20 protein-coding genes and 1 pseudogene are annotated in these 24,419 nt (G+C 59.6%); 5 read left to right on the forward strand and 16 right to left on the reverse strand.

Annotation, left to right across the window (positions count from 1 at the left end):
* Nucleotides 1–3: 3 nt before the first annotated feature.
* The 4 genes from GGD50_RS16960 to GGD50_RS16975 are packed head-to-tail and all read right to left on the reverse strand — an operon-like array spanning nucleotide 4 to nucleotide 5,423.
* Nucleotides 4–708 carry a response regulator transcription factor gene (locus GGD50_RS16960; protein WP_183938516.1) on the reverse strand — a complete coding sequence of 235 codons (705 nt, stop codon included), beginning with the start codon at nucleotides 706–708 and terminating at the stop codon, nucleotides 4–6.
* 1 nt (nucleotide 709) lies between these two features.
* Nucleotides 710–1,087, reverse strand: a complete 378-nt coding sequence (locus tag GGD50_RS16965) for a response regulator (RefSeq protein WP_183938517.1) — start codon at nucleotides 1,085–1,087, stop codon at nucleotides 710–712.
* 2 nt (nucleotides 1,088–1,089) lie between these two features.
* Nucleotides 1,090–1,731, reverse strand: coding sequence for a response regulator transcription factor (locus GGD50_RS16970; protein ID WP_183938518.1), 642 nt, complete (start codon nucleotides 1,729–1,731; stop codon nucleotides 1,090–1,092).
* Nucleotides 1,728–5,423 carry a PAS domain-containing protein gene (locus tag GGD50_RS16975; protein WP_183938519.1) on the reverse strand — a complete coding sequence of 1,232 codons (3,696 nt, stop codon included), beginning with the start codon at nucleotides 5,421–5,423 and terminating at the stop codon, nucleotides 1,728–1,730. The genes GGD50_RS16970 and GGD50_RS16975 overlap by 4 nt, the downstream gene beginning before the upstream one ends.
* A gap of 359 nt (nucleotides 5,424–5,782) precedes the next feature.
* On the opposite strand from GGD50_RS16975, the gene GGD50_RS16980 reads away from it, so the two are divergent.
* A complete protein-coding gene (locus tag GGD50_RS16980; protein WP_183938644.1) occupies nucleotides 5,783–6,760 on the forward strand; it encodes an HWE histidine kinase domain-containing protein in 978 nt (325 codons plus the stop codon).
* 59 nt (nucleotides 6,761–6,819) lie between these two features.
* On the forward strand, nucleotides 6,820–7,128 hold the full coding sequence (locus GGD50_RS16985; RefSeq protein WP_246451258.1) for a response regulator: 309 nt from the start codon (nucleotides 6,820–6,822) through the stop codon (nucleotides 7,126–7,128).
* A gap of 31 nt (nucleotides 7,129–7,159) precedes the next feature.
* On the opposite strand, the gene soxR is transcribed toward GGD50_RS16985, so the two are convergent.
* A complete protein-coding gene (gene soxR, locus GGD50_RS16990) occupies nucleotides 7,160–7,594 on the reverse strand; it encodes a redox-sensitive transcriptional activator SoxR (protein ID WP_183938520.1) in 435 nt (144 codons plus the stop codon).
* Nucleotides 7,595–7,681: 87 nt separating this feature from the next.
* Between soxR and GGD50_RS16995 the strand changes: the two genes are divergently transcribed.
* Nucleotides 7,682–8,404: an SDR family NAD(P)-dependent oxidoreductase gene (locus GGD50_RS16995; protein ID WP_183938521.1), complete on the forward strand. Its 723-nt coding sequence runs from the start codon at nucleotides 7,682–7,684 to the stop codon at nucleotides 8,402–8,404.
* Nucleotides 8,401–9,462: an S-adenosylmethionine:tRNA ribosyltransferase-isomerase gene (locus tag GGD50_RS17000; RefSeq protein WP_183938522.1), complete on the forward strand. Its 1,062-nt coding sequence runs from the start codon at nucleotides 8,401–8,403 to the stop codon at nucleotides 9,460–9,462. Before GGD50_RS16995 ends, GGD50_RS17000 begins: the two co-directional genes overlap by 4 nt.
* Nucleotides 9,463–9,549: 87 nt before the next feature.
* Here the strand turns inward: GGD50_RS17000 and GGD50_RS17005 are convergent, their stop codons facing one another.
* The 7 genes and pseudogenes from GGD50_RS17005 to GGD50_RS17035 all read right to left on the reverse strand — a co-directional run bounded on the left by GGD50_RS17005 (nucleotide 9,550) and on the right by GGD50_RS17035 (nucleotide 18,050).
* Nucleotides 9,550–11,001 carry a CYTH and CHAD domain-containing protein gene (locus GGD50_RS17005; protein ID WP_183938523.1) on the reverse strand — a complete coding sequence of 484 codons (1,452 nt, stop codon included), beginning with the start codon at nucleotides 10,999–11,001 and terminating at the stop codon, nucleotides 9,550–9,552.
* 226 nt (nucleotides 11,002–11,227) lie between these two features.
* Nucleotides 11,228–12,229 (reverse strand): annotated as a pseudogene (locus GGD50_RS17010) (ABC transporter substrate-binding protein).
* A gap of 100 nt (nucleotides 12,230–12,329) precedes the next feature.
* A complete protein-coding gene (locus tag GGD50_RS17015; RefSeq protein WP_183938524.1) occupies nucleotides 12,330–13,676 on the reverse strand; it encodes an FAD-dependent oxidoreductase in 1,347 nt (448 codons plus the stop codon).
* Nucleotide 13,677: 1 nt separating this feature from the next.
* Nucleotides 13,678–14,565, reverse strand: a complete 888-nt coding sequence (locus GGD50_RS17020) for a dihydrodipicolinate synthase family protein (protein WP_183938525.1) — start codon at nucleotides 14,563–14,565, stop codon at nucleotides 13,678–13,680.
* Nucleotides 14,566–14,643: 78 nt separating this feature from the next.
* Nucleotides 14,644–15,339, reverse strand: a complete 696-nt coding sequence (locus GGD50_RS17025; protein ID WP_425503982.1) for a GntR family transcriptional regulator — start codon at nucleotides 15,337–15,339, stop codon at nucleotides 14,644–14,646.
* A gap of 382 nt (nucleotides 15,340–15,721) precedes the next feature.
* The gene (locus tag GGD50_RS17030; RefSeq protein WP_183938527.1) at nucleotides 15,722–16,807 is read right to left on the reverse strand and encodes an FAD-binding oxidoreductase; all 1,086 of its coding nucleotides are present in this window, start codon (nucleotides 16,805–16,807) and stop codon (nucleotides 15,722–15,724) included.
* Nucleotides 16,797–18,050 carry an aromatic ring-hydroxylating oxygenase subunit alpha gene (locus tag GGD50_RS17035; RefSeq protein WP_183938528.1) on the reverse strand — a complete coding sequence of 418 codons (1,254 nt, stop codon included), beginning with the start codon at nucleotides 18,048–18,050 and terminating at the stop codon, nucleotides 16,797–16,799. Before GGD50_RS17035 ends, GGD50_RS17030 begins: the two co-directional genes overlap by 11 nt.
* 140 nt (nucleotides 18,051–18,190) lie before the next feature.
* On the opposite strand from GGD50_RS17035, the gene GGD50_RS17040 reads away from it, so the two are divergent.
* Complete coding sequence (locus GGD50_RS17040; protein ID WP_183938529.1) at nucleotides 18,191–19,087, forward strand: LysR substrate-binding domain-containing protein; 897 nt, start codon at nucleotides 18,191–18,193, stop codon at nucleotides 19,085–19,087.
* A 43-nt stretch (nucleotides 19,088–19,130) separates the two neighbouring features.
* On the opposite strand, the gene GGD50_RS17045 is transcribed toward GGD50_RS17040, so the two are convergent.
* The 4 genes from GGD50_RS17045 to GGD50_RS17060 all read right to left on the reverse strand — a co-directional run bounded on the left by GGD50_RS17045 (nucleotide 19,131) and on the right by GGD50_RS17060 (nucleotide 24,409).
* On the reverse strand, nucleotides 19,131–21,116 hold the full coding sequence (locus tag GGD50_RS17045; RefSeq protein WP_183938530.1) for an oxidoreductase: 1,986 nt from the start codon (nucleotides 21,114–21,116) through the stop codon (nucleotides 19,131–19,133).
* A gap of 68 nt (nucleotides 21,117–21,184) precedes the next feature.
* A complete protein-coding gene (locus GGD50_RS17050) occupies nucleotides 21,185–22,447 on the reverse strand; it encodes a DUF3422 domain-containing protein (protein ID WP_183938646.1) in 1,263 nt (420 codons plus the stop codon).
* A 5-nt stretch (nucleotides 22,448–22,452) separates the two neighbouring features.
* Nucleotides 22,453–23,529, reverse strand: coding sequence for a quaternary amine ABC transporter ATP-binding protein (locus GGD50_RS17055; protein ID WP_183938531.1), 1,077 nt, complete (start codon nucleotides 23,527–23,529; stop codon nucleotides 22,453–22,455).
* On the reverse strand, nucleotides 23,522–24,409 hold the full coding sequence (locus tag GGD50_RS17060; RefSeq protein ID WP_183938532.1) for an ABC transporter permease: 888 nt from the start codon (nucleotides 24,407–24,409) through the stop codon (nucleotides 23,522–23,524). The genes GGD50_RS17055 and GGD50_RS17060 overlap by 8 nt, the downstream gene beginning before the upstream one ends.
* Nucleotides 24,410–24,419 lie beyond the last annotated feature (10 nt).

Raw genomic sequence — 24,419 nt, forward strand, 5'->3', positions numbered from 1 at the left:
CGATCATGTGATCGTTCGGTGTGCTCCTGCCTCGCGCATCGGTGCCGGCAGTGTTTCCCAAGCCCGGATCAGTTCGCCGATGGAGGCGGCCTCCATTTTGTGCATGACATTGCTGCGGTGCAGCTTCACCGTCACCTCGCTAATACCGAGATCGAAGGCGATCTGCTTGTTGAGGCGTCCGCGTGCCACTTCATAGAGAACCTCGCGTTCCCGCTGCGTCAGCGTCTCAAGGCGTTCGATGTTGCGCCTGGAGATCGCGGTTTGCGCCCGTCGTTCAGCATCCATCACAATGCCGGCAGTTACGGCGTCCAGCAATGTTTGGTCGCGTACGGGTTTGGTGAGAAAATCCACGGCGCCGGCCTTCATCGCCTCGACGGTCATCGGAATATCACCATGCCCGGTCAGGAAGATGATCGGTTTGGGGTTGCCGTTTTCGGCCAAATGACGTTGCAGATGGAGACCGCTCGCGCCCGGCATGCGCACATCGAGGATCAGGCAGCCGGGAGTGTCGAGGATATCGGCATCCAGCAATTCGCGGGTCGAGGCAAAGCTGGTGGGCCGGAAACCCGCCGAGAGGATCAACTCCGACAATGCCTCCCGAACGGCTGCATCATCATCGACAATAATGACGAGCGGCTGATCTTCTTCGCTTCTCCGCTGCGGTGACAATGGCGCCGATTTCCGCGGGAAAGGTTGTTCAACTCTCATCTCACCCTCCATCTCTCGAGTTGTGTAAAGCATTGGCAATGGCCGCAAGCAGGGCCTGGGCATCGAATGGTTTCCGGAAAAATCCGCTAATGCCTTGAGCGCGGCTCTGATCCGCTATCTCGTGGCGACCGGTGATGAGAAATACCGGCAGTTCCGGCCGCAGCTTTCTTACCAGGTCACGCAGTTCAAAGCCGTCAATGCCGGGCATCCCGATGTCGGTAATAAGCACGTCAAGGTTCGCCAGCCCGTTGACGAGCAACGATCCCGCCGACGAATAGCCGCAGGCCTCATAGCCTGCGGATTCCAGAAGATCGCCCACCGATTCCAGCAGTCTTGGATCGTCATCGACGATTGCCACAACATGTCTTGTCTTATCCATATTCAATTTCCTCCCACGCGGCGCGAGTGGGTCACCGGTATTTCCAATCTTTCCGCAATACGCACGAGATCGGCGAGCGATGCCGCCGCCATTTTCTGCATCACGTTCCGTCTATGGATCTGCAGCGTGACTTCGCTGATCCCCAGCTCAGCCGCCGCCTGCTTGTTCAGAAGACCGCTCACGACGAGCGGCAACACCTCGCGCTCCCGTGGTGTCAGTTCGAGATAGCGTTGTTTCAGCGCGCCGAGTTCGGCGCGTTCCGCTCTCTTTTCCCGATCCTGTGCAATCGCCGCGTGGATGGCTGCCATGAGATCCGCATCGCTGAAAGGCTTGGTCAGGAAATCCACGGCGCCGTGCTTGATCGCACGCACAGACGACGGAATGTCGCCATGTCCGGTAATAAAGACGATCGGCGGATGATCGCCCTCGGCGATCTGCCGCTGGAGATCGAGGCCGTTGATGTCAGGCAGCTCGATATCGAGGATGAGGCAGGCAGGGGAATCCGGTTTGTCCGCCCTCACATAGTCGCCGGCCGATCCGAAGGCGATGGCGCGCATGCCGTGCGAGTCCAGCAGGTCGCCAAGAGCCTCCCGAATGCGTTCGTCATCATCCACGATGAAGACAATATGATCATCAATCGTCATTGCGCTGCCTTCATTTCAACCGGCAAGGTGAAGGTGAACGTCGCTCCACGCGGTTCATTCTTCTCCGCCCACAATCGTCCGCCATGCAGCTCGACGATCGAGCGGCAGATCGCCAGCCCCATGCCCATGCCATTTTCTTTTGTCGTGAAGAACGGTTCGAATATCCTCTCGGGAAATTCGATACCCGGACCGCGGTCCCTGATTTCGGTCTGGATCACATCGCCCATATGGCGCACACGGATTCCGATCAGCCTGTCGTCGGAAATCGCGCCCATCGCATCCATGCCATTGCGGATGAGATTGATCAGAACCTGCTGAATCTGAACGCGATCGATTGCAATGAACGGAAGGTCGCTGTCGATCTTCACATCCATCTTGACACGATGCCGCGACGCTTCGTCGGCCATGAGGCTGCGGGCTTCGTTGATGACGCTCGAGAGTGCCGTATGAATTCGCGTGTCTATGGATTGCTTGAACAAGGCACGAATGCGGCTGACGACGTCAGCCGCAGAGTTGGCATCGCGGATGATGCGCTCTACCGTCTTTTCCGCCCGCTCGATATTGGGCGGTTCGGCCATGAGCCAGCGCTGGCAGGCATGCGAGTTTGCCACCACGGCGGCCAAGGGCTGGTTCACCTCATGCGCGATGGAAGCTGAAAGCTCGGCAAGGCTCGCCGCCTGGCTCGCGCGTGCGAGGCCTTCCCGGGCCACTTGCAGCTCTTCCTGGGCGCGAACCTCGCCATCGATATCTATGCAGATGACATTCCACTGCACAATTGCGCCTTCGGGATTGCGCATTGGTGCAGCGCGCGTCTCGATCCAGCGATATTCGCCATCAAACCGCCGTAGGCGATGCCTGCGCGCATAGGGTTCGCCGGTGGATAGGGAATGGGCATAGTTCTCCTTGACGCCCTGGAGATCATCGGGATGAACGCCGGCATCGAGTGTGCCGGCCAGCCGGGATTTGCCAGTTCTGTCCAGGTCTTCAAGCTTATATCCGAGGAAGTCACGGAGCTGCGGATTGCGATAGACCGGCTCCCCGTCGGGAGCGGCGCAATCGATCATCGCCGGCAGCGTTTCAACGAGTTGCCAGAGCGAGCGTTCCCGGACGCGCAATTCCTCTTCGATGCGCAGTTGATCATCAATATCATGCGAGAGACCGTACCACTGGACGATTGTTCCGCTCTCATCCCGCAGCGGCTCCGCGCGGCCCGACATCCAGCGATAGACCCCATCCGCGCGACGCAGGCGATAGTTCAGAGAAAAAGTCTCACCGGTGGCGAGCGAGCGGTTGAGCGTCTCCGTCAATCGCGCCGCATCGTCGGGATGGACGAGCGCCGCTATGGTGGCGGCCAGCCCGCTCAGTTCGGGTCCATCGTAAGCCCCGATATTCAAACCGAAGAACTCGATCGTTCGCCTGCTGAAATAAACCGGCTCGCCCGTTGGGTCTAACCGCCAGAGGAGGCTCGGAACCATGTCGACGATCTGCGAGAATTCCCGCTCGCGGTTGCGCAATGCCTCCTCGGCCTTCTTGCGCTCCGTGATATCGATGAAGCCAACCAGGCTCTTGTCGGCGATGGCGCCGGGGCGGGCGGTCGTGAACAGCACGTCGATGGCGCTGCCATCCATTCGGGCCACTTTGGTCTCTTCCTGAAAGACCTCCTCACCGCGATAACGCGCCTCGATGGAGCGGCGTATGGTGGCAATACCCGGCTGCCAATACCGGGTAATCGGACCGTACATCTCTTCGGCATCCTTCGCGCCGAACATGTCGACGATATGCCGGTTGACTTCCTCGACCTCCAGAGCCTCTAGCGCGCGAGGCAGGAATTCGGGATGCTCGTCTATATAGGTTTTGAGCTCCGTCACGCCCTGCGCCCGCAACTCCTTGAACAGGGGTATCAGTTTGCCGGCATCCACCTGGGCCAGCCCGATTGGCATGTAGTGGAACAGGTCGCGGTAGCGGCGTTCGCTTTGCCGCAATGCCTCCTGTGCAGTCACCAGGTCGTCGATGTCGAGGCAGACGCCATACCATTCCACGATCCGGCCCTCCGGATCGCGCAACGGCTCCGCACGCCCCTCGGTCCACCGATAGGTTCCGTCAGACCGATGCTGACGATACGTCATCGCAAACGGGGTACCCGTTTCGAAGGAGTGCGCGAGTGCCTGCTTCACCTCTTGTCTGTCTTCGGTGTAGACATCGGCGAGCGACAGCGATCCATCCGGCGCAACCAAGTCTTCCAAGGTGACGCCGACCGTATCCATCAACCGCTTGTTGATGTATGACGGTGCTCCTTCAGGTGTCGCGCTCCAGATCAGCGCCGGTACGGCGTCGATCAGTTGCCGCAACTGCCGCTCACTTTCGCGCAATAATGCTTGTGCCCGCACTTCGTCGTCGATGTCGATGGAGATTGCGAACCATTGCACGATGGTTCCGCTTTGATCCCGCAGTGGTTCCCAGCGACCGTCAACCCATCGGTAAACGCCATCAGCGCGACGCATACGATATTTCATGGAGTAGGGCTCGCCGGTGGCGAGGGAGCGGTGGACCGTTTCCAGCAGGCGAGGCGAATCCTCGGGATGGACGAGGGTCTTGATGGCTGCCGACAGCCGGCTCATGCCAGGCTTGTCCAATTGCGCCACGTCGTCCAAACCGAAGAAGTCAAGCAAGCGCTTGTTGAAGAAGGTCGGCTCACCTTCGGGCGTCAGACGCCTGATCTGGACGGGCACCATATTCACGAGCTGCGAAAGCTCGTTTTCCCGCTCACGCAACGCCTCCACGCTTTGGCGTAATGTGGCCAACGCGAGCTGGTGCTGTCGGGATATGGCGGCGACGATGAGCGCTGAGCATGCCGAGATGGCCAGAAAAAGCTGCAGCATGATCTGGTTGTGCTTCTGCGACCCGGGATCACCGACAAATTGGCCGGCGCCGGTTATCGTGAATAGCGCCGTGATCAGGGCAAGAAGTGTCAAGGTAACGGCGGCGCCTTTGAATTCGAAGCGCACCGCGGCCCAAAGAAGAGGAGGCATGACAATATAGCTGAAGGGCAGGACGCCGCTCAGGGACAGGGCGGCGAAACCGAGAAAGATCAGCCCCAGGAGGCAGGCTTCGAGCCATCGCGCGGGCGAGAGCCGGGTTTCACCACGCCAGTTCTGGAGCACGACCAGCGCCAGCGGCGCCACGATCAAGACCCCGGTGGCGTCTCCGATCCACCAGAGCGGCCAGGCGGTCACGAAGGATTGCGACTGCATGTCAAACCAGGCAAGTGTCGCACTGCCGATCGTGGCACTTACGATTGGTGCGATGACAGCGGCAAGTAGGACGAATGCCAGAAGTTCCTGCAAGGTTTCCAGCCGAACAGGACGTCCGCAGATCCGGTTCACCAGCCATGCTCCGGTCATTGCCTCAAGTGCATTGCCGGCATAGATCAGGAAGGCGGCCGCCAGCGGACTTTGGAACCAGAGGAAATTGCTGAGCAGTTCAGCAATACATCCCGCCAGCACCCACCATGGCCAGCTCTGCCGGGGAACGAGAATGAGCGTGGCAATGAAAAGACCGCTCGGAGGCCAAATGGAAATACCTGTTCCAGGGACGATTGCGAGCGATTGAGCAAATCCGCAGCCCAGGACATAGGCCACGATAAAAAGCCCCAGGTGCAGGAATTGAGGGCGGTGCGACCAGACACGTATCATAGGCAGCTCCTGCAGGGCTAAACGCCTGGGATCGTCAGCGTTTCGAGTGGCTTGCTCTCGGTATCGGGACTGGCGAGCCCATGTCGCACCCTAGTCTCGGGACAGCAGAGCTGCAACTTATGGAAATCCATGTATTGGGGGACACGCGGCGGCTTTGCTGCGCACCCTGACTGCAGATCTGGCGGATCGCGTGTAGAAAACGGCTTGTTCAAACCATGTGACGCTGCCATTTTATTTCAGTGCCGTCGCCAGTCTTATTCGTCTTCCAAGCCGGGTGGGAACTGCGTGTGCAAACTGACGTTCATCCGGGACGAGCGCGTCAACATATGGATACTTCTAGTCAGGGAAAGATTTCCTCGATGATGTTGGAAGACCTGTATCGCTTACTGAAAAGCAGCCATGTCCAAGCACAAGGCGTCGTCGATACGATGACCCAGCCGGTGGTCGTTCTGGATCAGGGTTTTTGCGTGGTGACCGCCAACAACGCCTTTATCCGCACCTTCAAAATCGAGCGCGACGACATCTTTGGGCGCAGCTTCTTTGACCTCGGCAATGGCCAGTGGGACATCGAAGAGCTTCGGCAACTCATCGCTTCGGTCATTCCCAAAGCGTCCGCCGTCATCGGATTTGAGGTGACGCACGATTTTCCTGTGATCGGTCGGCGGACTTTCCTCATCGATGCGCGCCGCCTCGTTCATCCCGATGACAACAGTACCAACATTCTCGTTCTTTTCGATGACGTTACCGAGCGCCAGCGCCACGAGGCCGAGCAAAACTTCATTATCTCTGAAACCCGACACCGAATGAAGAACCTATTCGCAGTCGTGCGCGCGATCGCGATGCAAACAAGTATCGAAGGTCGGACCGCGATCGAGTATCGCGATGCATTCCTGGGGCGGCTGGAGGTCGCCCTACGCGCCCAGGAACTCGTCTCAAACAAAGGAACGACCGATCTTGCGACTCTGCTGAAAAGCTCAGTCGGTGAAATCGGCGCGGATCGGCTTCATTTTGAAGGCCCGGCTGTCCAGTTGTCGAGTTCCAAGGTCCTTCCGATCAGCATGATCGTCCATGAACTGACCACCAACGCGACAAGATACGGCGCTCTGTCGGTTCCCGAAGGTGAAATCCATGTGAAGTGGTCGCTTGAAACCGGGTCAAACGATCGAACATACCTGAATTGCGAGTGGCGGGAGGAGAACGGGCCGGTCGTAAGAGCGCCAACACGAAACGGCTACGGCACTGAATTGATCGAAGGCACCGCTGCCCATTTGGGCGGAGAGGCGGAACTTATCTATGGTATTGGTGGTTTGGTCGTAACGATCAAACTCCCGGTGTGAGGATCTGATGTGCGGACCTGCGAGAGAGAGAGAGCGTAGAAGACGAGTTCTTCATAGCGATGGACCTAAAGGCCGCGTTGATCAACGAAGGCTTCCGCGTGCTCGGACCCGTCGGCTCCGTCGAGGGTACCATTGATCTGCTGCGAGACGAACTTCCGGATGCAGCCGTCCTCGATGTCAATCTCGGCGATGGAAAGATGACGCCTGTCGCACTTCTGCTGAAGTCGCTAGGCGTGCCGTTCGTCCTGGCAAGCGCGTGCGAAAGATCGGAACTGGCCCAGAATGCAATCCTCGCCAGCGCGGTCAATGTTGGCAAGCCAACTGAGAGGCAACGTCTGCTTGATGCGATCCAGGCTCTTGGCATGTAGAAGACCCTGGGATCGTTAACCCACAACCTTTTCACCCAAGCCAATATCGGGGTCCCGGCCCCTTGCGACCTGCCACATCGGCAGGGTTCGCCAAACTGCACCGGTCGATCGACAGGCAGCCGCAACCGATGCATTCGGTCAGTCCGGACCGCAGACGCTGCAGCTCGCTTATGCGCTCATCGATGCGCTTTGCCCATTCGCCGGATAATTTCGACCAATCCCGGCGCGACGGCACGCGATCGGCCGGCAACTTTGTAAGCTCGGCACTGATCTCCTCAAGCGTCAGCCCGATCCGCTGCGCGAAGGCGATGAAGGCGATCCGGCGCAATACGGACCGGTGATAGCGCCTGTGCCCCGATCCGGCACGCTCGGATGCGATCAAACCGCGCTCCTCGTAGAAACGCAGGGCTGACGAGGCAATGCCGCTGCGGCGCGACACGTCGGTGATGGTAAGCATCGGATCCATGCAAAAAATAAAAACACGAATCCCGCTTGACTTCAAGTTAACTTGAACTTGTAGCAAATGTTCGTACCCATTGAAGGAGCACCGGCAATGCATACGAATATCGATTTTCAGGGACTTCGGGTGGCAGTCACGGGCGGCACGTCCGGGCTTGGACTGGCGCTTGTGCGGCAGCTTGCCGCGAAGGGCGCGCATGTCGCCTTCGTCGCTCGCACGGCCGCGAATGTGGAGCGTGTCGCAGCCGAGACGGGGGCGTATGGCATTGTCGCCGACGTCGGCAAGAAGGACGACATCTACCCCATCGCGATGCAGGTCACGGCCAATCTCGGCGGGCTCGACGTCCTGATCAACAATGCATCCAGCCTCGGTCCTGTCCCTCTGGCGCTTCTGGCCGATACCGATTGCGAAGAGCTGGAGGCGGCGCTTGCGGTCAACCTTGTCGGTGCGTTCCGGCTTACCAAAGCCGTGTTCGGCGCGCTTGCCGCGTCCGCCCGCGAGGGCCAAGGCGCGCTGGTGATCAACATTTCCAGCGATGCGGCGGTCAACGCATATTCCGGCTGGGGCGCCTATGGTGCGAGTAAGGCCGCGCTTGCCCATCTTACGGCGATTTGGGATGAGGAGGCAAAGCCCGACGGCATAAGGCTTCTGGCGCTGGACCCCGGCGATATGGACACCCCGCTTCACGCACTGGCGGTTCCGGACGCCGACCCTTCGACCTTGAAGGCCCCCGAACTTGCGGCAGTGGAGATCATCGAGAAGATGCGCGACGCGTTGTCCGTCCGTACCGGGCTCATGGCCGGAGAGCAAGCATGATTGCCGGCGACTGTTCCGATCGGCGTTCCGCCAGACTGTTGGTCATCGAGGCTGATGGCACGATGCGTGACCTGCCGCGCACCACCCTCGCGGCACTGTTCAATCCCGGCGACCTGGTTGTCGCCAATGACGCGGCGACTTTGCCTGCCAGCTTGTGGGGCACGCATGTCCCGAGCGGCAAGGTAATCGAGGTCCGCCTGGCAGGCTGGCTATCACCTCCCGATCCCACCCGTTTCCTGGCGATTGCCTTCGGTCCGGGCGATCATCGGACGCGCACGGAAGACCGGCTGCTTCCGCCTGCGCTGGCGATCGGCGACCGCCTCCGGCTTGGCCCGCTCGAAGCAGTCGTTGAGTGTCTCCGCGACCATCCGCGACTTCTTGAATTGCGCTTTCTCGATAACCGCGCAGCGATGTTTGCAGGATTGGCGCAGCACGGCCGGCCGATCCAATATGCGCATGTTCCCGAACGCCTGGCGCTGTGGGATGTCTGGACGAAGATTGCCGCCCGCCCGTTCGCGTTCGAGGCGCCGTCGGCAGGCTTTGCGCTTGACTGGTGCACGCTTCAGGCTTGGCGTCGGCGCGGCATCGAGTTCGCAGCACTCACACATGCCGCAGGCATTTCCTCCACCGGCGATCCCGCGCTTGACGCGCGCCTTCCCTTCGACGAGCCATACCGCATCCACGAATGCACTGTCGCACTGATCGCACGAGCGAAGCTCCGCGGCAGCCGCGTCGTCGCGATCGGTACGAGCGTCGTGCGCGCACTCGAGGCGGCCGCCAATCCCGATGGCAGCGTTCTCGCCGGAGAGGGCATTGCGAGCGGGCGCATCGCGCGGGACACGGCGCTGCATGTGGTGGATACGGTTCTGACAGGCGTCCACCAGCCCGGTGAAAGCCATTTCGAACTCCTGCGCGCCTTCGCCGACGATGCCCTCCTCGCCCAGGCCTCCGCGGCGCTCACCGCAGGCAGCTATCGCACGCATGAATTCGGCGATTCCGTGCTGTATAATTTGCCGACTGCTGCCACTACCGCCATTGCCGGCGCAAGCAGAGTGTGACTGAAGTACTCAAAACGAAGTCCGCGAGGATCCCCTGATCTTCGCGGCATCCCCACGCTCAAGGGTCTGCTTCCTGCATGATGATATTCACCGCCAGAACCGCTTCGCGTCGAGTACGTCGTCAAGCGAATCCTGCGCATCCTCTATCAAAGCATCCTTGTCCATATGGGAGAGAACGCTGTCCGAAGCGGGATGATCTGTCAGGCCATGCTTACGCAGAACGTCAGGTCCGGTTGCAAGATCGTTCAGCGATCCGAGATGGTCCTGAAGCTTCTCCATCGCGCCGATAAAGCGTCGGTGGCGACGGATAGCGCGTTTGTCGTCGAACAGCGATTGGAAAAACTCGGCCGCGTAGCGCAACTTCTTCGCATCCTTGCGAGCCTCGTGGCGTTGCTGATCGTCGACCTTCGCGAGCGCCTGCCCGTGTTTCTTCAGCTTCTTGCGCATCCGGTTGAGCGCCATTTCGCCAAACTCCGATGCTTGAAGCTCCAGAACGTCGTCAGTCTCGGGATGCGAAAGATAGTCGCCGCACCGAAGCCACTCGTTAAAGTCCAGCATGAGCGCGCGGGCACGACTGGAATCCAATACATTAGCCACTTCGTCGTAAGCGGCCTCGCGGGCGTCCTTCAGCCGGCCCCGCAGGTCTGGGTCCACCGCCTTGGCTAGCAGCACGTCCAGATTGCGCGCCTCTCCAAGGACACTGGCCAGCCAGCGAAGCTCATCCTTCAGCCGCTGCGGCTCGTCACCGGGAAGCAAGGGCTTGAAGAGCGAGAAGGCCGAGCGCAGGCGACGCAGCGCCACACGGGCCTGGTGCAGCGCTTCGGCATTTCTCTGCCGCAGCAGAACGTCCTCGTTCATACGAAACTGCCGGAAGCACGAGGCGGCAATCGTTTGAAAGGCATCGGATGCGGGCATATCCTGATCGAGATCGAGAGGTTCGGCCTTGAATGCGGACTTCTGCTGCTCGATCAGGGCGAAGCCCTTCTCCGCCTTGGAACGAACGCCAAAACGAATAGGAGCGACCGCTTCGATTTTGCGCGCGAATACGAATAGGTCCTTCTGGTTGCCGCCCTTTAGCTCAAGCTCGGCTTCCCGCACGGCGGAGTTTCGCTCACCGGAAACGACCGATCCCTGGTCGATCACCACCTCGATCCGCGAGCCATTTTCCTCGACGGTCCAAAGGCGCCTCTCGATTTCCACGTTGAAGGCGGGCAGCAGGGTGAGTTCATCGCCGAATTCGGTCTTCAGCGGACTGGAATTGTCGACGATCGGCTGGTCGCCTTCGATGGGCGTTTCCCATTCCGATCGGGCAAAGAGAGACTGGCCGCGGCCCACCGTTTTCACGGTCTGGACATGGACATCGCCGGTCCGACGGACGCGAAGGGTGAAGCCATTCTGAAGGAGCTTGTGGTCGTCGGTGTCGAAATAGGTTGAGGTCTGTTTCAACACCTTGTCGGGGTTGGCGAGTGGATTGAACCCCAGTAACCGCCGCGCGGCTTTCGTGGAAAGTTCAAGCTTCAATTCGACTTCGGACGACATGGAAGATCCCCGGCATATTTACTACCCCATAAGAACCTATAACGCTTCAAGCGTTAATTGGTTCAGCCAAGTCAGCCCTTTGCGCGGCATGATGATGTCGGTGATATGGTTGTTCGATGAAGCCGTTTCGCGCTTCTGCGCGCCTTTGCCGACGATGCCTCGGTAAGCCTTCACTTTCGCGCAAACATGGGAGAGCGGCGCCTTGCCAGCGCCGCCCAGGTCGTGATTACAACGACGCTTCGATCTTCTTGGCGGCCTCAGGCGACACCCATTTCGACCAAATGTCCTTGTTTTCTTTCAGGAAGTGCTTCGCACCATCTTCGCCGTTGGCTTGGTTGTCCGTCATCCAGGCCATGAGCTTTCCGACCGTATCGTTCGACCAGGAGCGCTTGTTGAGGTAGTCGAGAACGTCTTTGTTGGCCTTCTCGGAGAACTTGGTCGAAAGCAGCGTCACGATATGATCGGTCGGCCAAGCGCTGGGTTTCGGGTTGGGGCAATCGGCAACGGAGATTGCACTTCGACCACTGCTCCTTATCGTAGGGCACGCCCCAATCGAGCTTGACCATCTGATATTTGCCGAGCAGTGCTGTCGGTGCCCAATAGAAGCCGAGCCAGCCCTTCTTCTGTTCGTATGCCTTCGCCATCGAGGCGTCGAGGCCGGCGGACGAGCCCGTATCCACGAGGGTGAAGTGGGCCTTCTCCGCGTCATAAGCTTTGTAGAGTTGAGCCGTGACGACCGTAGCTCCCCAGCCCTGGGGGCCGTTGTAGATGGCGCCCTTGCTGCTATCTTCCGGATCGGGGAAAAGTTCGGGATGCTTAAGCGCATCCGGAATCGTTTTTATGTCGGGATGAGCATCAGCAACATACTTCCGGATCCACCAGCCGTTGACGCCGCCGTCCGGCAGAGCATTGGCGGCGACGACCAGCTTCTTCTCGTCGATGCCCTTCTTGACCACGTCCGGCAGGAGGTCGATCCAGGCTTCCGGTGCTATGTCGGGCTGCCCTTTTCGGCCATCGAAGTGATTGTCGGCACGGTATCGCCGGTCGTGATCTCGGCTTGGCAGCCATATCCTTCATTGAGGATGATCTTGTCGAGGTTCGACAAAACCTCCGCGCTCTGCCAGTTCATGCTTGCGATCGTCAAGGTGCCGCACTCACCGGCGTTGGCGATCGACGCGCCGGCGAACAGGCCGAGCGCGAGGCAGGTTGATGCAAGTAACGTTTTCATTTCTGTTCCCTTTGGCGGCGCGTCGTCTAACGAAGCTGGATCGCCGCATGGAACAGCCTCGCCTATATCACGTGCGCCGGGGGCGCAGATGAAACCCTTCCTATTCGGCCCCAGCGCTCCATTCTCGGTAGGCCAGATGGAGCTTTGCGCCGATCGTGGTCAGAGGCTGTGGCGGCAGGGACGTCGGAGCGGCGAGTTGGCGATAGACGCGGCCAAGTTCGGACTCGTGCCCCAGGGCAAGCTCTGCAGCAGCGATACCGGCCGCCGTGGAATTGGAGGCTCCGAGGCCGTTGCAGCCGCATGCCGCGAAGACGTCACGTTCGATTTCCCCGAAGGCCGGGACATGATTGCGCGTGAGCGCCATCGCGCCGCCCCACCGGTATTGCATTCCGACGTCGCCTAACGCCGGGAAACGATGGGTAAACTTCCCATCGTGCAGCCGCCCGGCTCTGCGAATTGCGGTGTCACTGACTTCGATGCCCGGATTGTAGCTATAGCGCGACCGCACCAGGATTCGATCGCCGCCAGCAGTGGTGATCCGTCGTACTGTCGTACCCATCGGCAGAGCCGGCGTGGCGGCCCACTTTCGCTCACCGGCCAATCGTGAGGGATCGAACGTCTCGGTGAGAGACGCGTAGGTGAAGACATGCAGCAATCGTCTTCGGAAGAAGCCGAAGCTTTCCGCATGTCCATTGTTGGCCATGACGATCTTGGCCGCCTGCACCGATCCCCGCGGGGTCTTCACCAGCCAGCCTGCGCCATAGCGTTCGAAGGAGAGGGCAGGCGTTTGCTCGAACAGCGAGACCGGTTCCCTCAGACAGTCGGCGACCCCGCGTATGTATGCGGCGGGTTGGATAATGACCGTGCCGGGCGTAAAGAGACCGGAGGTAAAGGCTTTCGATCCGGTGACAGCCTCGATCTCGCTGGTTTTGAGAAGCCGATGGGCTTCGCCCATCTTGGAGAGCTGCCCGGAATAGGCCTGCAGGTGCTTGTCGCCATCCGCGCTCATCGCCACGCTGTAGCGGCCGCACGGATCGAACACATCCTTGCCCCAGCCGTTCTCCGCTGCCATCTCCGTAGCCAGGGCGACCGCAGACCGCTGTATCAGAACGGATTGCCTGAACTTGGCTTCCGACTCACCGCTGAAATCGTCGGAGGAAACCTCGTGGGGAAGGTCGATGATGAACCCCGAGTTGGCGCCCGCCGGCCCTTCGCCGACGACACCAGCCTCAAGGACCGCCACACGGGCGGTGAGGTCCAGTTGCGAAATGCGGCGCGCGGCGGAAAGCCCCGCAAAGCCGCCGCCGATGATCGCGATGTCGACAGTGATAGGTCCGTTCAAGACCGGTCGTGGCGTCCGCGGCGGGAGCGTTGCGACCCAGCCCGAGACGCCAGCGCGTTTTGGAAGCCTGGATGCCACATAGACATTTTTCGCGGTTTGGCTCACGTCAGATTGCTTCCCGCTCCATGAGCGCTTCGAGAGATTTACGGAGAAGCGGAACCTTCTCGGGGGCGAGCCCGCGGAGCGGCCTTCTCGGCACGCCCGCGCCGTAACCGGTCAGTTCGGCCGCGGCGTAGACGGATTGCACGTAATCACCTTCCCAGATCAGCCCCATGGACGGCTCCAGGATCTTCCAGAGTTCGCGGACCTCGTCCCACTTGCGCTCCACGGCGGCCTCGACGAGCGCGACCGAGGTGCGCGGAGCGAAGTTCGCACCGCCCCAGATCAAACCGTCGCATCCCGCATAAAGCGCATAGGGAACGAGAGGGTCGGCGCCGTTCATCACGAAGTGGCCGCTACGAATGAGTGCCGCCTGCTTCGCCAGATCTCCGCAGCTATCCTTGACGGCACAGAAGCCAGGAATTTCGTTCAGCTTCTCCAGAAGTTCGGGCGTGATTGCGATGCCGACGGCCTGGGGCACATTGTACCCGATAACGGGAAGACCCGCCTTCGCAACTTCGCTATAGAAATCAAGGATTCCCTGATCGTCGGTCGGTCCTTCGAAGAAGGGCGGAAGAACCATGACGCCTTCGGCGCCGGCATCGCGCGCACGCGCGGTGCGCTCTACCACATCTTCCACCAGGAGCGCGGATGTCTGAGCAATCACCTTCGCCCGGCCGTTGACGATACGTGCGCCGCGCTTGATCAGTTCCTCGGATTCCTCCTTGGAAAGATAGACATGCATTCCGGTGCCGGAGCTGAAGAGGAAGCTTCTGACGCCTGCTGCGAGGTAGTGCTCGACATTGTGTTCGAGCCTGCCGTAGTCGATGCGTCCGGCGTCGTCGAACGGCGTGGCGATGGCAAGGTTGAGGCCTGGAAACGGGAAGTTAGACATTCTTGTTGTGTCCCTCAATGTTAGGCTGCCGAAAGATCGAGCCAAATGGTCTTGAGATGGGTGTGTTGAAATCCGGTCCTAGAGGGTCGGTGCTTCGATACCTTCTGGGGCCGCATACATGGCCATGTTTCGGCGGGAAAGTTCGAGATGCAGGCGCGCCAGTTCGCCCGCGGCATCGGCGTCGTGTCGTTCGATTGTCTCGATCATTTCGTCATGCTGCTTTGACGCCAGCTCCAATTCTTCCTGCATCCGCGGCGTATTCGGATGCTTGTAGAAAATCTTGCCGATACGGGCATGGTCGATCTGCAGGCGCCGGAGGCTTGGAACGAGATAGACGTTGTGCGCCATCTCGCCCACCTGCCGATGGAACTGGTCATTATAGAAGACGCGACCTTCGACATCACGGTTGTCGACCGCCTTCTGAAAGCTTTGCTGAATCTGCTTAAGAGCGTCGAGTTCCGCCCGCGTGCGGTTCTCGGCCGCCATCCTGTTGGCGGTGATGTAAATCATCGGCGCCATCAGAAAGAAGTCGCGTAGCGACTGGTAGCTCATCGAGCTGACGCGGGCGGCACGGTTTGCTTCCAGCTCGATATAGCCTTCGCCAGCCATCTGGCGCATCAGCTCCCGAACGGGCGGACGGGAAAGACCGAACTCCTCGCTCAGCGCCACTTCGTCCAGAACCGAGCCCGGCGGCAGTTCCATGGTGAGAATCCGTCTCTTGAGAGTGAGGCCAAGATTGGCCTTGCGATCGGGGCTTGCGATGTCGGTCGTCATATCGTCCCTCATGTTATGCCTAATAGAAGACAATAAGTAGACATAAGATAGACTGTCAAGCTGCCCTTCAGATTTCTGGCATGTTTCGTGTCTAGCAGAGCCGCCGGGAGGCGGGTTTTGAGATTGGAAAGCGAAGTTTGGGAACGCGGCCTGCAACCGCGTGTGACCGTCTATAGAAATGGGAGGTGCTCCGGCAGCGCCCGTCGTTCCCGCCGCTATCGATATCTCGGTGCGTGAACGAAGGCGCCTTACGCGCCCAGCGATGCCGGTGGAAGCACTACCACCGGCATAAGATTCTGGAGTGGTTTCAAGCCAGAAAACACACGGGCGCGCCGACACTCGTGGTGCTTGCTGCGATGCCAACGTCGCCCGGGCGACTGATTTACCGCTCAATGACAAGATCGCTCAGAGGCTTGGAACAGCAGGGAAGAAACATTCCCGCGTCGATTTCGCGCTGGCGGATGCCACCATTGTGTTTCATATCCACCGAGCCGGAGACCAGCTTTGACTTGCAGGTTCCGCAGACGCCATTGGCGCAGGACGAGGGAATCCTCAAGCCGGCCTTCTTGGCACAGCTCAGGACCGTCTGCTCGTTGGTCACCTCGATCTTGCGCGCCTGCTTTGAGAACTCGACCTGATATACCTTTCCAACGGGTACTTCCGGAGCGGCGATCTCGCTCTCGTCGATAACAGCGGCGTCGAAGCTCTCTTCGATATAGCTCGACGAGGGCACCCCGAGATCAGCAGCGATCGTGCGGGCTGCGGCCATGAAGGGCGCGGGGCCGCAGCACATTACGGTCCGCTCGGCGATATCAGGAACCGCAAGCTTCATGAATTCGGCGGAAATCCGGCCCGTCAGGCCGGGCCAAGACGGTTCACCGGTCACGACCTCGGGTAGGAAATGCAGCCTGACGGTCTTCATCCTTCCGGCGAGATTCGAAAGCTCGTCGCGAAAGATGAGATCTCGCGGGGAGCGGGCCGCGTGCATGAAAACGATGTCAACGGGGCGGTATGTATCGCCGAAGTCCCGGAGAATGGACATGACCGGGGTGATGCCCGAGCCGCCGGAGAGCAGCACGAACTTGCTGGCCGTGTTGGGTCGAACGAAGTGGCCGAGCGGCCCCTGCGCCTTGACGGCCGCTCCGACGGCCATGTGGTCGTGAAGCCAGTTCGAGACCCGCCCGTTTGCAACCCGCTTCACCGTCACGGTGAAAGCGTTTGTCCGCTGCGGCGAGGACGAGATGCTGTAACAGCGGCTTTCGGTGTCCGCTCCGACGGCGAAGTCGAAAAGAAAGTATTGGCCTGCCTGGAAGGCGAAATGTTTTCCCTGGGGGGACGCAAACGTGAAGCTCTTCACGTCATGCGTCTCCTGATGAACGTCTATGCACACGAGGGTGTCATCGCGTTCGCTATCCCAGAACTCCGCCCTCTGCGGAGCCAACGAAGTCTGCATCGCATTAGTATCCATGGGCGCGCATCCGGTCGATGTACCACGTTGCGAACTTGTCGAGGGTGGTCTCTGCAAAGCGCGAGTAGGGACCGGGAAGGTAGGCCGGATCGAGAGCGCCGGCATGCGCCCTGGCAACGAGTTCGGCGTCCTGGTCGGTCGTCGCGACCCAGACGTCAGTCAGCTTCTGCAGATCGTAGTCCACGCCCTCGACGGCATCCGTGTGGACCAGCCACTTGGTGCGAACCAGCGTCTTCCCGGCTGAAAGCGGAATGACGATCGCCACGACGGCGTGGTCGCCCATGAAGTGATTCCAGCTATTGTGACCCCAAAGATGGGTGTCGCCGAGGTCCTTCCGCGTGATGTTGCCGAGCAGTTTCGAGGAGGCAGCCGTTGCATCGGGCGTCTGGGATTCACCAGCGCCGGCAATGATGAGGCGCTGGGTCCTGAAGTTTGTCTCGCAGTCCACGAGCTGCTCGACGGCGGCAGATGGGAAACCGTCTGCCTCCCAGCTTTTGGTACGCTCGGCATAGAGCGCTTCGTGTTCCCTGGCCTCTTCCAGATCTTCTGGGCTCAGCCCTTCCGGATCGAAGCCGAAGTCGAGATCGACGAAGGATACGCACAGTTCCGGATGGTTGGCGGAGCAGTGATAGCATTCGCGATTGTTTTCAATCGTGAGCTTCCAGTTCCCGTCCTCGATGACGTCGGCCTGATGGGCCACCTTGGCATTGCGGATATCGTAGGGAGCCAGGCGCTCCGTCATGACCTGCTCAAGCCGGTCGATGTCCTCGGGAGGATTGTCGGAAAGGCAGGCGTAGATCAATCCGCCGATCGACTTGAAGTTCACCGGGCGGAGGCTCTTGCAGCTTTTGTCGAAGTCAGAGCCCATGTGAGGCGCATATGTCAGTTCGCCGTCAAGCTCGTAGGTCCATTGATGATAGGGACAGACCAGCTTCGAAATGACGGTCGATCCCGCGTTCAGGATGCGGGCGCCGCGATGGCGGCAGACGTTGTGAACGACGCGGATCTGATTGTCATCGTCACGCAAAATGATCAGGCTGCTGTTTCCAATGTCGACAACCGTGGCATCGCCCGGTTCCGGCACGTCGCAGTCGAGGCCGATGCATATCCAATGCTTCCTAAAAAAGACGTCGATGTCAGCCTGGAAGACATCGTCTCGGATGTAGAGTCCAGCGGGAAGCGAATAACCGTCGGCTCGGCTGTCGAGCAGCGAGGAAATCGGCGAAGCGAATGTCTGTAGCATGATCTTACCTTATGCGTTGGATGCGCAATTCTTCGCCGAACCGATCGGTCGTTCAACGGCATAAATTTGCAGCCTTCGCATAATCTGTAGTAATGTCATATCAGGCGATGGGAACGTCGCTGTTAGAAGGGTTGGCACATATGAATATTCGCAGAAAGCTCCCGCCGCTGGCGGCGCTTACCGCCTTTGAGGCCGCGGCACGGGTCCGGAGCTTTACGAAAGCGGCCGCGGAACTGGGCGTGACGCAAGCCGCGGTCAGCCGACAAATCCATTTGATGGAAGAAACTCTCGGATTTCCGCTTTTCCGGCGTCTGCACCGAAGCATCGAGCTGACCGACAAAGGGCAGGTGCTGTCGACCGCGGCGACGTCAGCGTTCAATCTCATGGCCGATACCATCGGCGAACTGACGAGAGAGGAGGACGAGGGAGCGTTGTCCATTTCGGCAACGGTGTCGATCTCGCACTTCTGGCTCATGCCAAAGATCGCGTCCTTCTCGCGCCTTCACCCGGACAGCCGGCTGAGGATCGTCTCCCAGGACGACACTGCGGGGCTCGGGGGAAGCGATCTTGCCATAAGATATGGAAATGGGGTGTGGTCGGATGGCAAAGCCGAATATCTCTTCGACGACGAATTGTTTCCGGTCTGCAGTCCGGAGTACGCCGCGAAACTGGGCAGCGCTCCGGCTCTGGAGGACATCGCACGGCAGTCGCTCATCAGCTACGACAGCAAGAATCCAAGCTGGATCGGCTGGGAAGAATGGCTCGCGGCCTTCTCGATCAAGCTGGCGAAGGCCCCTTCGGGCCTCCGCACGAGCTTCTATACCGAAGCCGTGTATGCAGCGCTCAGCGGCCAGGGAATTGCTCTGGGATGGAAGCGGCTCGTGCAAAATCTCCTGGATACCAAGTCTTTGATCCGGCTGACGGAGCAGTCCGTCGTCCCAAGGGATGGATATTTTCTAATCGTGCCGCCAAGAAGCGCGAACAACGCAAAGGCCTTCCAATTCATCGACTGGCTCAAGGCGGAGGCTGCTGACTAGGGGCGGGGCGCGCAAAATTGTGAATAGCGCGAGCGTTCAGCCATCACAGCTCCAATGCTGCCTTTCTGCCTTCATAGAAAGCATAGGGAGCCTGGCGCGGGGCGGCGCAGTCCCCGATCGAAATGACCCGGTGCTCCGATGAGCGCAGTTCCTCCGCAAGCACTGTCATGGACATGTTGGTCGTCGCGAGCACGAGACAGTCGCCCTCCACGAATCGCCGCTCGCCGGTATTGTGATCGAGCAAGGTGGCACCATTGCCATGCCATTCGAGAATGCTGACTTCCAGCAGCCAATTGACACCCAGCTTGGCCAGGATATGCCGAAGCGGAACGTCGGCAGTCGTGCGCTGCAGTTCCTTTCCGATCAAAGGATCAGGCGAGAGCATGGTAACCTGATGGCCCTCTTCGGCAAGCTTCCACGCAGTTCCACCACCCCGCCAGCCACCCCCTTCGTCGAACAGCAGCACGCGCTTGCCGGGTCGCACCTGGCGGGCCATCACCGCTTCGATCGAGAAAACATTGCCTCTTTCCAGACCTGGTAGAACAGCCACGGCCGGCAGCGCCTTCTGAAATCCGGTTTCGGGCGCATAGGAACCGGTAGCGAGAATCACGACATCGACGTCGAACTGCGGGATGTCGGAGGAATCGACAAAGGAGTTGAGTCGAACATCCACTCCAAGGCTCGCCAACTGCCGTTCGTACCATCCGATGAGGTCGAGGATCTGCGCTCGTCTCGGCTGCATCCCGGCGAGGAGGAAATTGCCGCCCAATCGGCTTGCAGCTTCGGCAAGAACGACGCTGTGGCCGCGTTCGGCCGCCACCCTGGCGGCCTCAAGTCCGGCAGGGCCGCCGCCAACCACCAACACCTTCTTCCGATTGGCTGCTCGCGTGAAGCGATCGCCGCCCCATTCGAACTCCCGGCCAGCGGACGGATTGATAAGACAGCTTATCCAATAGTCGCGCGACCGCCGGCCCCAGCACATCTGGTTGCAGGAGATGCAGCCTCTGATGTCCCCGGCTCGTCCTTCATTTGCTTTCGTCGCCAGATGTGGATCGGCTATCTGTCCCCGCACGATCGAAACGAGATCGGCAGCACCCTCTCCGAGCACTGTCTCCGCGTTCTCCGGCGTTCGGATATGGCTTTCCGCGATCACGACAGCGTTTTTGACTGCGCGCTTGATCGTGGCGGCGAGATCCACGCCCAGCTTTTCGGGATAGAGGAATGTCGGCATCAATTTATGGAAATCGAGATAGCCGCCGGATCCGCACGTCACATAGTCGACCAGACCGAGATCGTCGTGAAGGGCGACGATTTCAGCAAGCTCGTCTCTTGTCAGCGCAACGCTATGGTCGGGCTCGTCGCTGATGGCGAGACCGATGATGAAGTCGGGGCCGCACAGCGCGCGGATGCGTGTCATGATTTCGCGGGAAAATCTCGTGCGATTTTCAATCGACCCGCCCCAGTCGTCCACGCGGCTATTGGACCAGGGCGTCCAGAATTGATCCACAAGGCAAAGATAGGCGGCCCATACTTCGACGCCGTCGAAGCCGGCTTCCTTGCAGCGGCGGGCCGCCTGAACAAAACCGTCGATCGTTTCCCAAATTTCGGCTTCGCTCATGGCATGAGAGCCATCGCTGTCATGGTAGCTGGGCAGGCCCGAGGGCGACCAATGCGGATGATAGGAGTTGTCGGAATCGCCATGCGCTCCGATGTGATAGAGCTGCTGAACGGCGACGGCGCCGTGACCTTTGATTGCTTCGGCAACCCGCTTGAAGTGAGGAATGACGCTGTCGTCGCTTGGCCGAAAGTTGCCGCGCGTGAGCACCGCGGCCGGGTGCACCGGCATGGGTTCGACGACGATCATCGCAGCTCCGCCGATGGCGCGCTCGGCGTAGTAGGCTATATGCCGCTCGCCCGGAAGGCCGCCTTCAGACATGTTGGCGGTGTGCGCCCCAAAGACGATCCGGTTGCGCAAACGGTGACCGGCAAGCTGGATCGTCGAAAACAAATGAGGGAAAGGCTTTGACAAGGGGCGCTCCCTAGGAATGAACGATGAAATGGCAAAGTTGCGATGCCTTCGCCCGCCGTCTCATGGCTTTAGTGCTTTCGTTTGGACCCATCGGAAGCTCCCGAAATGCTCTTTCGAACGTGATGCACAGTCTTCCAGACGGCGAAGAACACCAGAGGGATGGCCGCCAAAACGGAAAGTTTCGCAACGTGGGGATCGAGGCCGAACTCTGCGACGCTTTCGGAGACCATCTTGAACAGAGCTACGGAATAGTAGGTGATCGCGATGACCGAGAAGCCTTCGACCGCCTGCTGGATGTGCGTCTGAATCCGGGTTCGTTCGTCAAGGGACTCCAACAATGACGCGTTCTGATCTTCGAGCTGCACCTGCACGGTGGTTCTCAGCAAATCGCCGGCCAAACTCACACGCTCGGCAAGTTCATCGAGGCGCCTTTCAGCCGCTTGAAAGGAGCGTATTGCCGGTTGGAAGCGACGATCGATGAATGTTCCAAGTCGCTGGCGCTGCTCGACCCGCTCCTCACGCAGCTCCTTCAGCCGGCTTGCGACGATCTCGGCATAGGCTCTCGTCGCACCGAACCGGTGTCTCGCGGTCGCCGAAAAATTCAGGAGATCCGAGGATAGTTTGGTGACCTCGGACAGAAGAGCTTTTTCGACTTTTTCCGCGCTCTGCATGTGTCGGATGAGGCGATCGAGGCGCTGGTCGAACTCGGCGAGCTTTGTGACGGTTTCTCGGGCCACCGGCGTCGCAAGCAGCGCCATCATCCTATATGTTTCGATCTCGAGGAGACGACGCACCATCCGCCCGGCGCGGTAGGCGTTGAGGTTCTTGTTGAAGAGCAGGATTTCGACGAAGCCGTTCCCGCCTATCCGGAAGGTGGAAAGCGCTTCTGCGTCGCCGCCGCCAACCTGAGAGGCCACGAAGTCTGCTTGCGGTCTCTCTAGTCGCACACCGCCTTTTTCCTCTCGGACGGTGACGCGCACCGCAGCGATGATTTTTCCTTTGACGGCGTCGCAAAGCTCTTGGAAAGGCGCGGGCGGGCCATCGTCCTGCGCCTTCACGATCGGGACGACGAATGTCAGCGTGAGGAACTCGGTATGCGGCTCCCACTTCAGGCGCCCACCGCCGAACCGGCCGATGCCATGCTTGCCCTGTTGCGTCGTCAGCACCTCCTCCAGCCGCATTAGATCATCCGAAACGGCAGGAGGGCCATCTTCCCCGATGACAGCAACGTGCCAGACATCGACGTCGCCCTCGAAATATAGCGAGGGCCGAGCGTGGAGTTCGTTATGAAGCTCCTCGCGGAGCGGATGCTCCAAGAGCGGGCTTATCATAGCACTCATGAAGCGGTCGCAAGCGACGGACTGCCGGCGGACATGTCATGCGAGCTGACCAATGCGCGGGTGAGCTGCCTGAGGTTCACGGTTCCGACTGTCTCGCCCTCGTCTCCGACGACGACGATATCCTCGTCCGGGCCGGACACAAGGGTTCGCACGGCGTCTTCAATGGTCGTGCGAGCCGAAATCGTTTTGCCGGGATGCTGCGCGCCGGATTGAGCGGGGCTCATCACTGCCTCGACATGAACCACGCGGCCCCTGTTCACCTCTTTGACGAAATTCGCGACATAGTCGTCGGCCGGCCGCAGCACGATGTCCTGGCTCGTGCCTTGCTGTATGATTTGTCCGTCCCGCAAAATGGCGATCTGATCGCCGAGGCGAAGCGCCTCGTCGAGATCGTGGGTGATGAAGACGATCGTCTTCTTAATCTCCTTTTGGAGGTCAAGGAGGACGGTCTGCATGTCCATGCGGATCAGGGGATCGAGCGCGGAATAGGCTTCGTCCATCAGAAGAACGGGTGCGTCATTGGAAAGCGCACGCGCAAGGCCCACGCGCTGCTGCATGCCGCCCGACAACTGATTTGGATATTTCTGCTCAAAACCCTTGAGACCAACACGTTCCAACCATCTCATGGCAGTGTCGACACGTTTTGATCGATCCATACCCTGCACTTCGAGCCCGAACATGGCGTTGTCGAGCACGTTGCGGTGGGGCAGAAGCGCGAACTTCTGGAACACCATCGCGGTCTGATGTCTGCGGAACTCACGCAGCTCGCTCTCGCTCATCTTCACGACGTCGACACCGTCGACCAGCACTTCGCCGGCGGTCGGGTCGATCAGCCGGTTGATGTGCCGGATCAAGGTCGATTTTCCCGAGCCGGAAAGGCCCATGATGACCTGAATGAAGCCTGATGGGATCTCGATGTTGATATCGCGCAATCCGAGAACGTGGCCATGCTTCTCGTTGAGCTCAGTCTTGCTCAGTCCCTTTTGGACGGCATCGATATATGCTTTGGGGTTCGGACCAAAGATCTTGTAGAGATGCCGGATGGCGATGCCGCCGAAATGATGGTCAGCCATGAATGGTCTCCCGATGCTTCTGGAGCCGCTTGCCGTAGGACTGACTGACTCGATCGAAGATGATGGCGATGCCGACAATGGCAAGGCCGTTGAAAATACCCAGCGTGAAGTACTGGTTGGCAATAGCCTTCAGAACCGGCTGGCCAAGTCCCTGAACGCCGATCATCGAGGCAACCACGACCATGGCGAGAGCCATCATGATCGTCTGGTTGATACCGGCCATGATCGTGGGCAGAGCAAGTGGCAACTGCACCTTGAACAATTTCTGGGAGTTCGAGGTCCCGAACGCATCCGCAGCCTCCAGCACGTCCCTGTCCACCAGTCGGATTCCGAGATTGGTGAGCCGGATCATCGGGGGAATGGCGTAGATGACGACGGCGATAAGCCCCGGCACCTTGCCGATCCCGAGCAGCATGACGACCGGGATGAGATAGACGAAACTCGGCATCGTCTGCATGACGTCGAGGATGGGGTTGACCACCTTCTGCACGCGATCCGAGCGCGCCATCAAGATGCCGATGGGGATACCGATGGCAATGGAAAGCACCGTGCAGACGAAAATCATGGATATCGTGTGCATGGTATCATCCCACATGTCGAAATAGCCGATCAGCAGGAGTGTCACGAGACAGCCCAAAACCACCCGCAAGCTTCGGCTCGCAAACCAGGCAAGCGCCAGGATGATTGCGATGATGATCGGCCATGGCGTTTGCGTCATGAAACGATCGGCGGCGATCAAAAAGTGCTGCAGCGGAGAAAAAAAGCTTTCGATCGCGTCACCATAGCCACGGGTGAAGCTGCGAAAGCCATCATCGATCGCTTTTTTCAGCGTGCGAAGAGCGTCGTCGTCCATGTGTGGGAATTTGTAAAACCATTCCATCTTGTTCCCC

It is taken from the genome of Martinezella paranaensis (genome assembly GCF_014200235.1).
Taxonomy (GTDB): domain Bacteria; phylum Pseudomonadota; class Alphaproteobacteria; order Rhizobiales; family Rhizobiaceae; genus Rhizobium; species Rhizobium paranaense.

What these genes read in the sequence shown, in the direction of transcription:
- GGD50_RS16960 (WP_183938516.1), bottom strand. Translation starts at nt 708, where the DNA reads ATGAGAGTTGAACAACCTTTCCCGCGGAAATCGGCGCCATTGTCACCG.
- GGD50_RS16965 (WP_183938517.1), bottom strand. Translation starts at nt 1,087, where the DNA reads ATGGATAAGACAAGACATGTTGTGGCAATCGTCGATGACGATCCAAGA.
- GGD50_RS16970 (WP_183938518.1), bottom strand. Translation starts at nt 1,731, where the DNA reads ATGACGATTGATGATCATATTGTCTTCATCGTGGATGATGACGAACGC.
- GGD50_RS16975 (WP_183938519.1), bottom strand. Translation starts at nt 5,423, where the DNA reads ATGATACGTGTCTGGTCGCACCGCCCTCAATTCCTGCACCTGGGGCTT.
- GGD50_RS16980 (WP_183938644.1), top strand. Translation starts at nt 5,783, where the DNA reads ATGATGTTGGAAGACCTGTATCGCTTACTGAAAAGCAGCCATGTCCAA.
- GGD50_RS16985 (WP_246451258.1), top strand. Translation starts at nt 6,820, where the DNA reads ATGGACCTAAAGGCCGCGTTGATCAACGAAGGCTTCCGCGTGCTCGGA.
- soxR (WP_183938520.1), bottom strand. Translation starts at nt 7,594, where the DNA reads ATGGATCCGATGCTTACCATCACCGACGTGTCGCGCCGCAGCGGCATT.
- GGD50_RS16995 (WP_183938521.1), top strand. Translation starts at nt 7,682, where the DNA reads ATGCATACGAATATCGATTTTCAGGGACTTCGGGTGGCAGTCACGGGC.
- GGD50_RS17000 (WP_183938522.1), top strand. Translation starts at nt 8,401, where the DNA reads ATGATTGCCGGCGACTGTTCCGATCGGCGTTCCGCCAGACTGTTGGTC.
- GGD50_RS17005 (WP_183938523.1), bottom strand. Translation starts at nt 11,001, where the DNA reads ATGTCGTCCGAAGTCGAATTGAAGCTTGAACTTTCCACGAAAGCCGCG.
- GGD50_RS17020 (WP_183938525.1), bottom strand. Translation starts at nt 14,565, where the DNA reads ATGTCTAACTTCCCGTTTCCAGGCCTCAACCTTGCCATCGCCACGCCG.
- GGD50_RS17025 (WP_425503982.1), bottom strand. Translation starts at nt 15,339, where the DNA reads ATGACGACCGACATCGCAAGCCCCGATCGCAAGGCCAATCTTGGCCTC.
- GGD50_RS17030 (WP_183938527.1), bottom strand. Translation starts at nt 16,807, where the DNA reads ATGGATACTAATGCGATGCAGACTTCGTTGGCTCCGCAGAGGGCGGAG.
- GGD50_RS17035 (WP_183938528.1), bottom strand. Translation starts at nt 18,050, where the DNA reads ATGCTACAGACATTCGCTTCGCCGATTTCCTCGCTGCTCGACAGCCGA.
- GGD50_RS17040 (WP_183938529.1), top strand. Translation starts at nt 18,191, where the DNA reads ATGAATATTCGCAGAAAGCTCCCGCCGCTGGCGGCGCTTACCGCCTTT.
- GGD50_RS17050 (WP_183938646.1), bottom strand. Translation starts at nt 22,447, where the DNA reads ATGATAAGCCCGCTCTTGGAGCATCCGCTCCGCGAGGAGCTTCATAAC.
- GGD50_RS17055 (WP_183938531.1), bottom strand. Translation starts at nt 23,529, where the DNA reads ATGGCTGACCATCATTTCGGCGGCATCGCCATCCGGCATCTCTACAAG.
- GGD50_RS17060 (WP_183938532.1), bottom strand. Translation starts at nt 24,409, where the DNA reads ATGGAATGGTTTTACAAATTCCCACACATGGACGACGACGCTCTTCGC.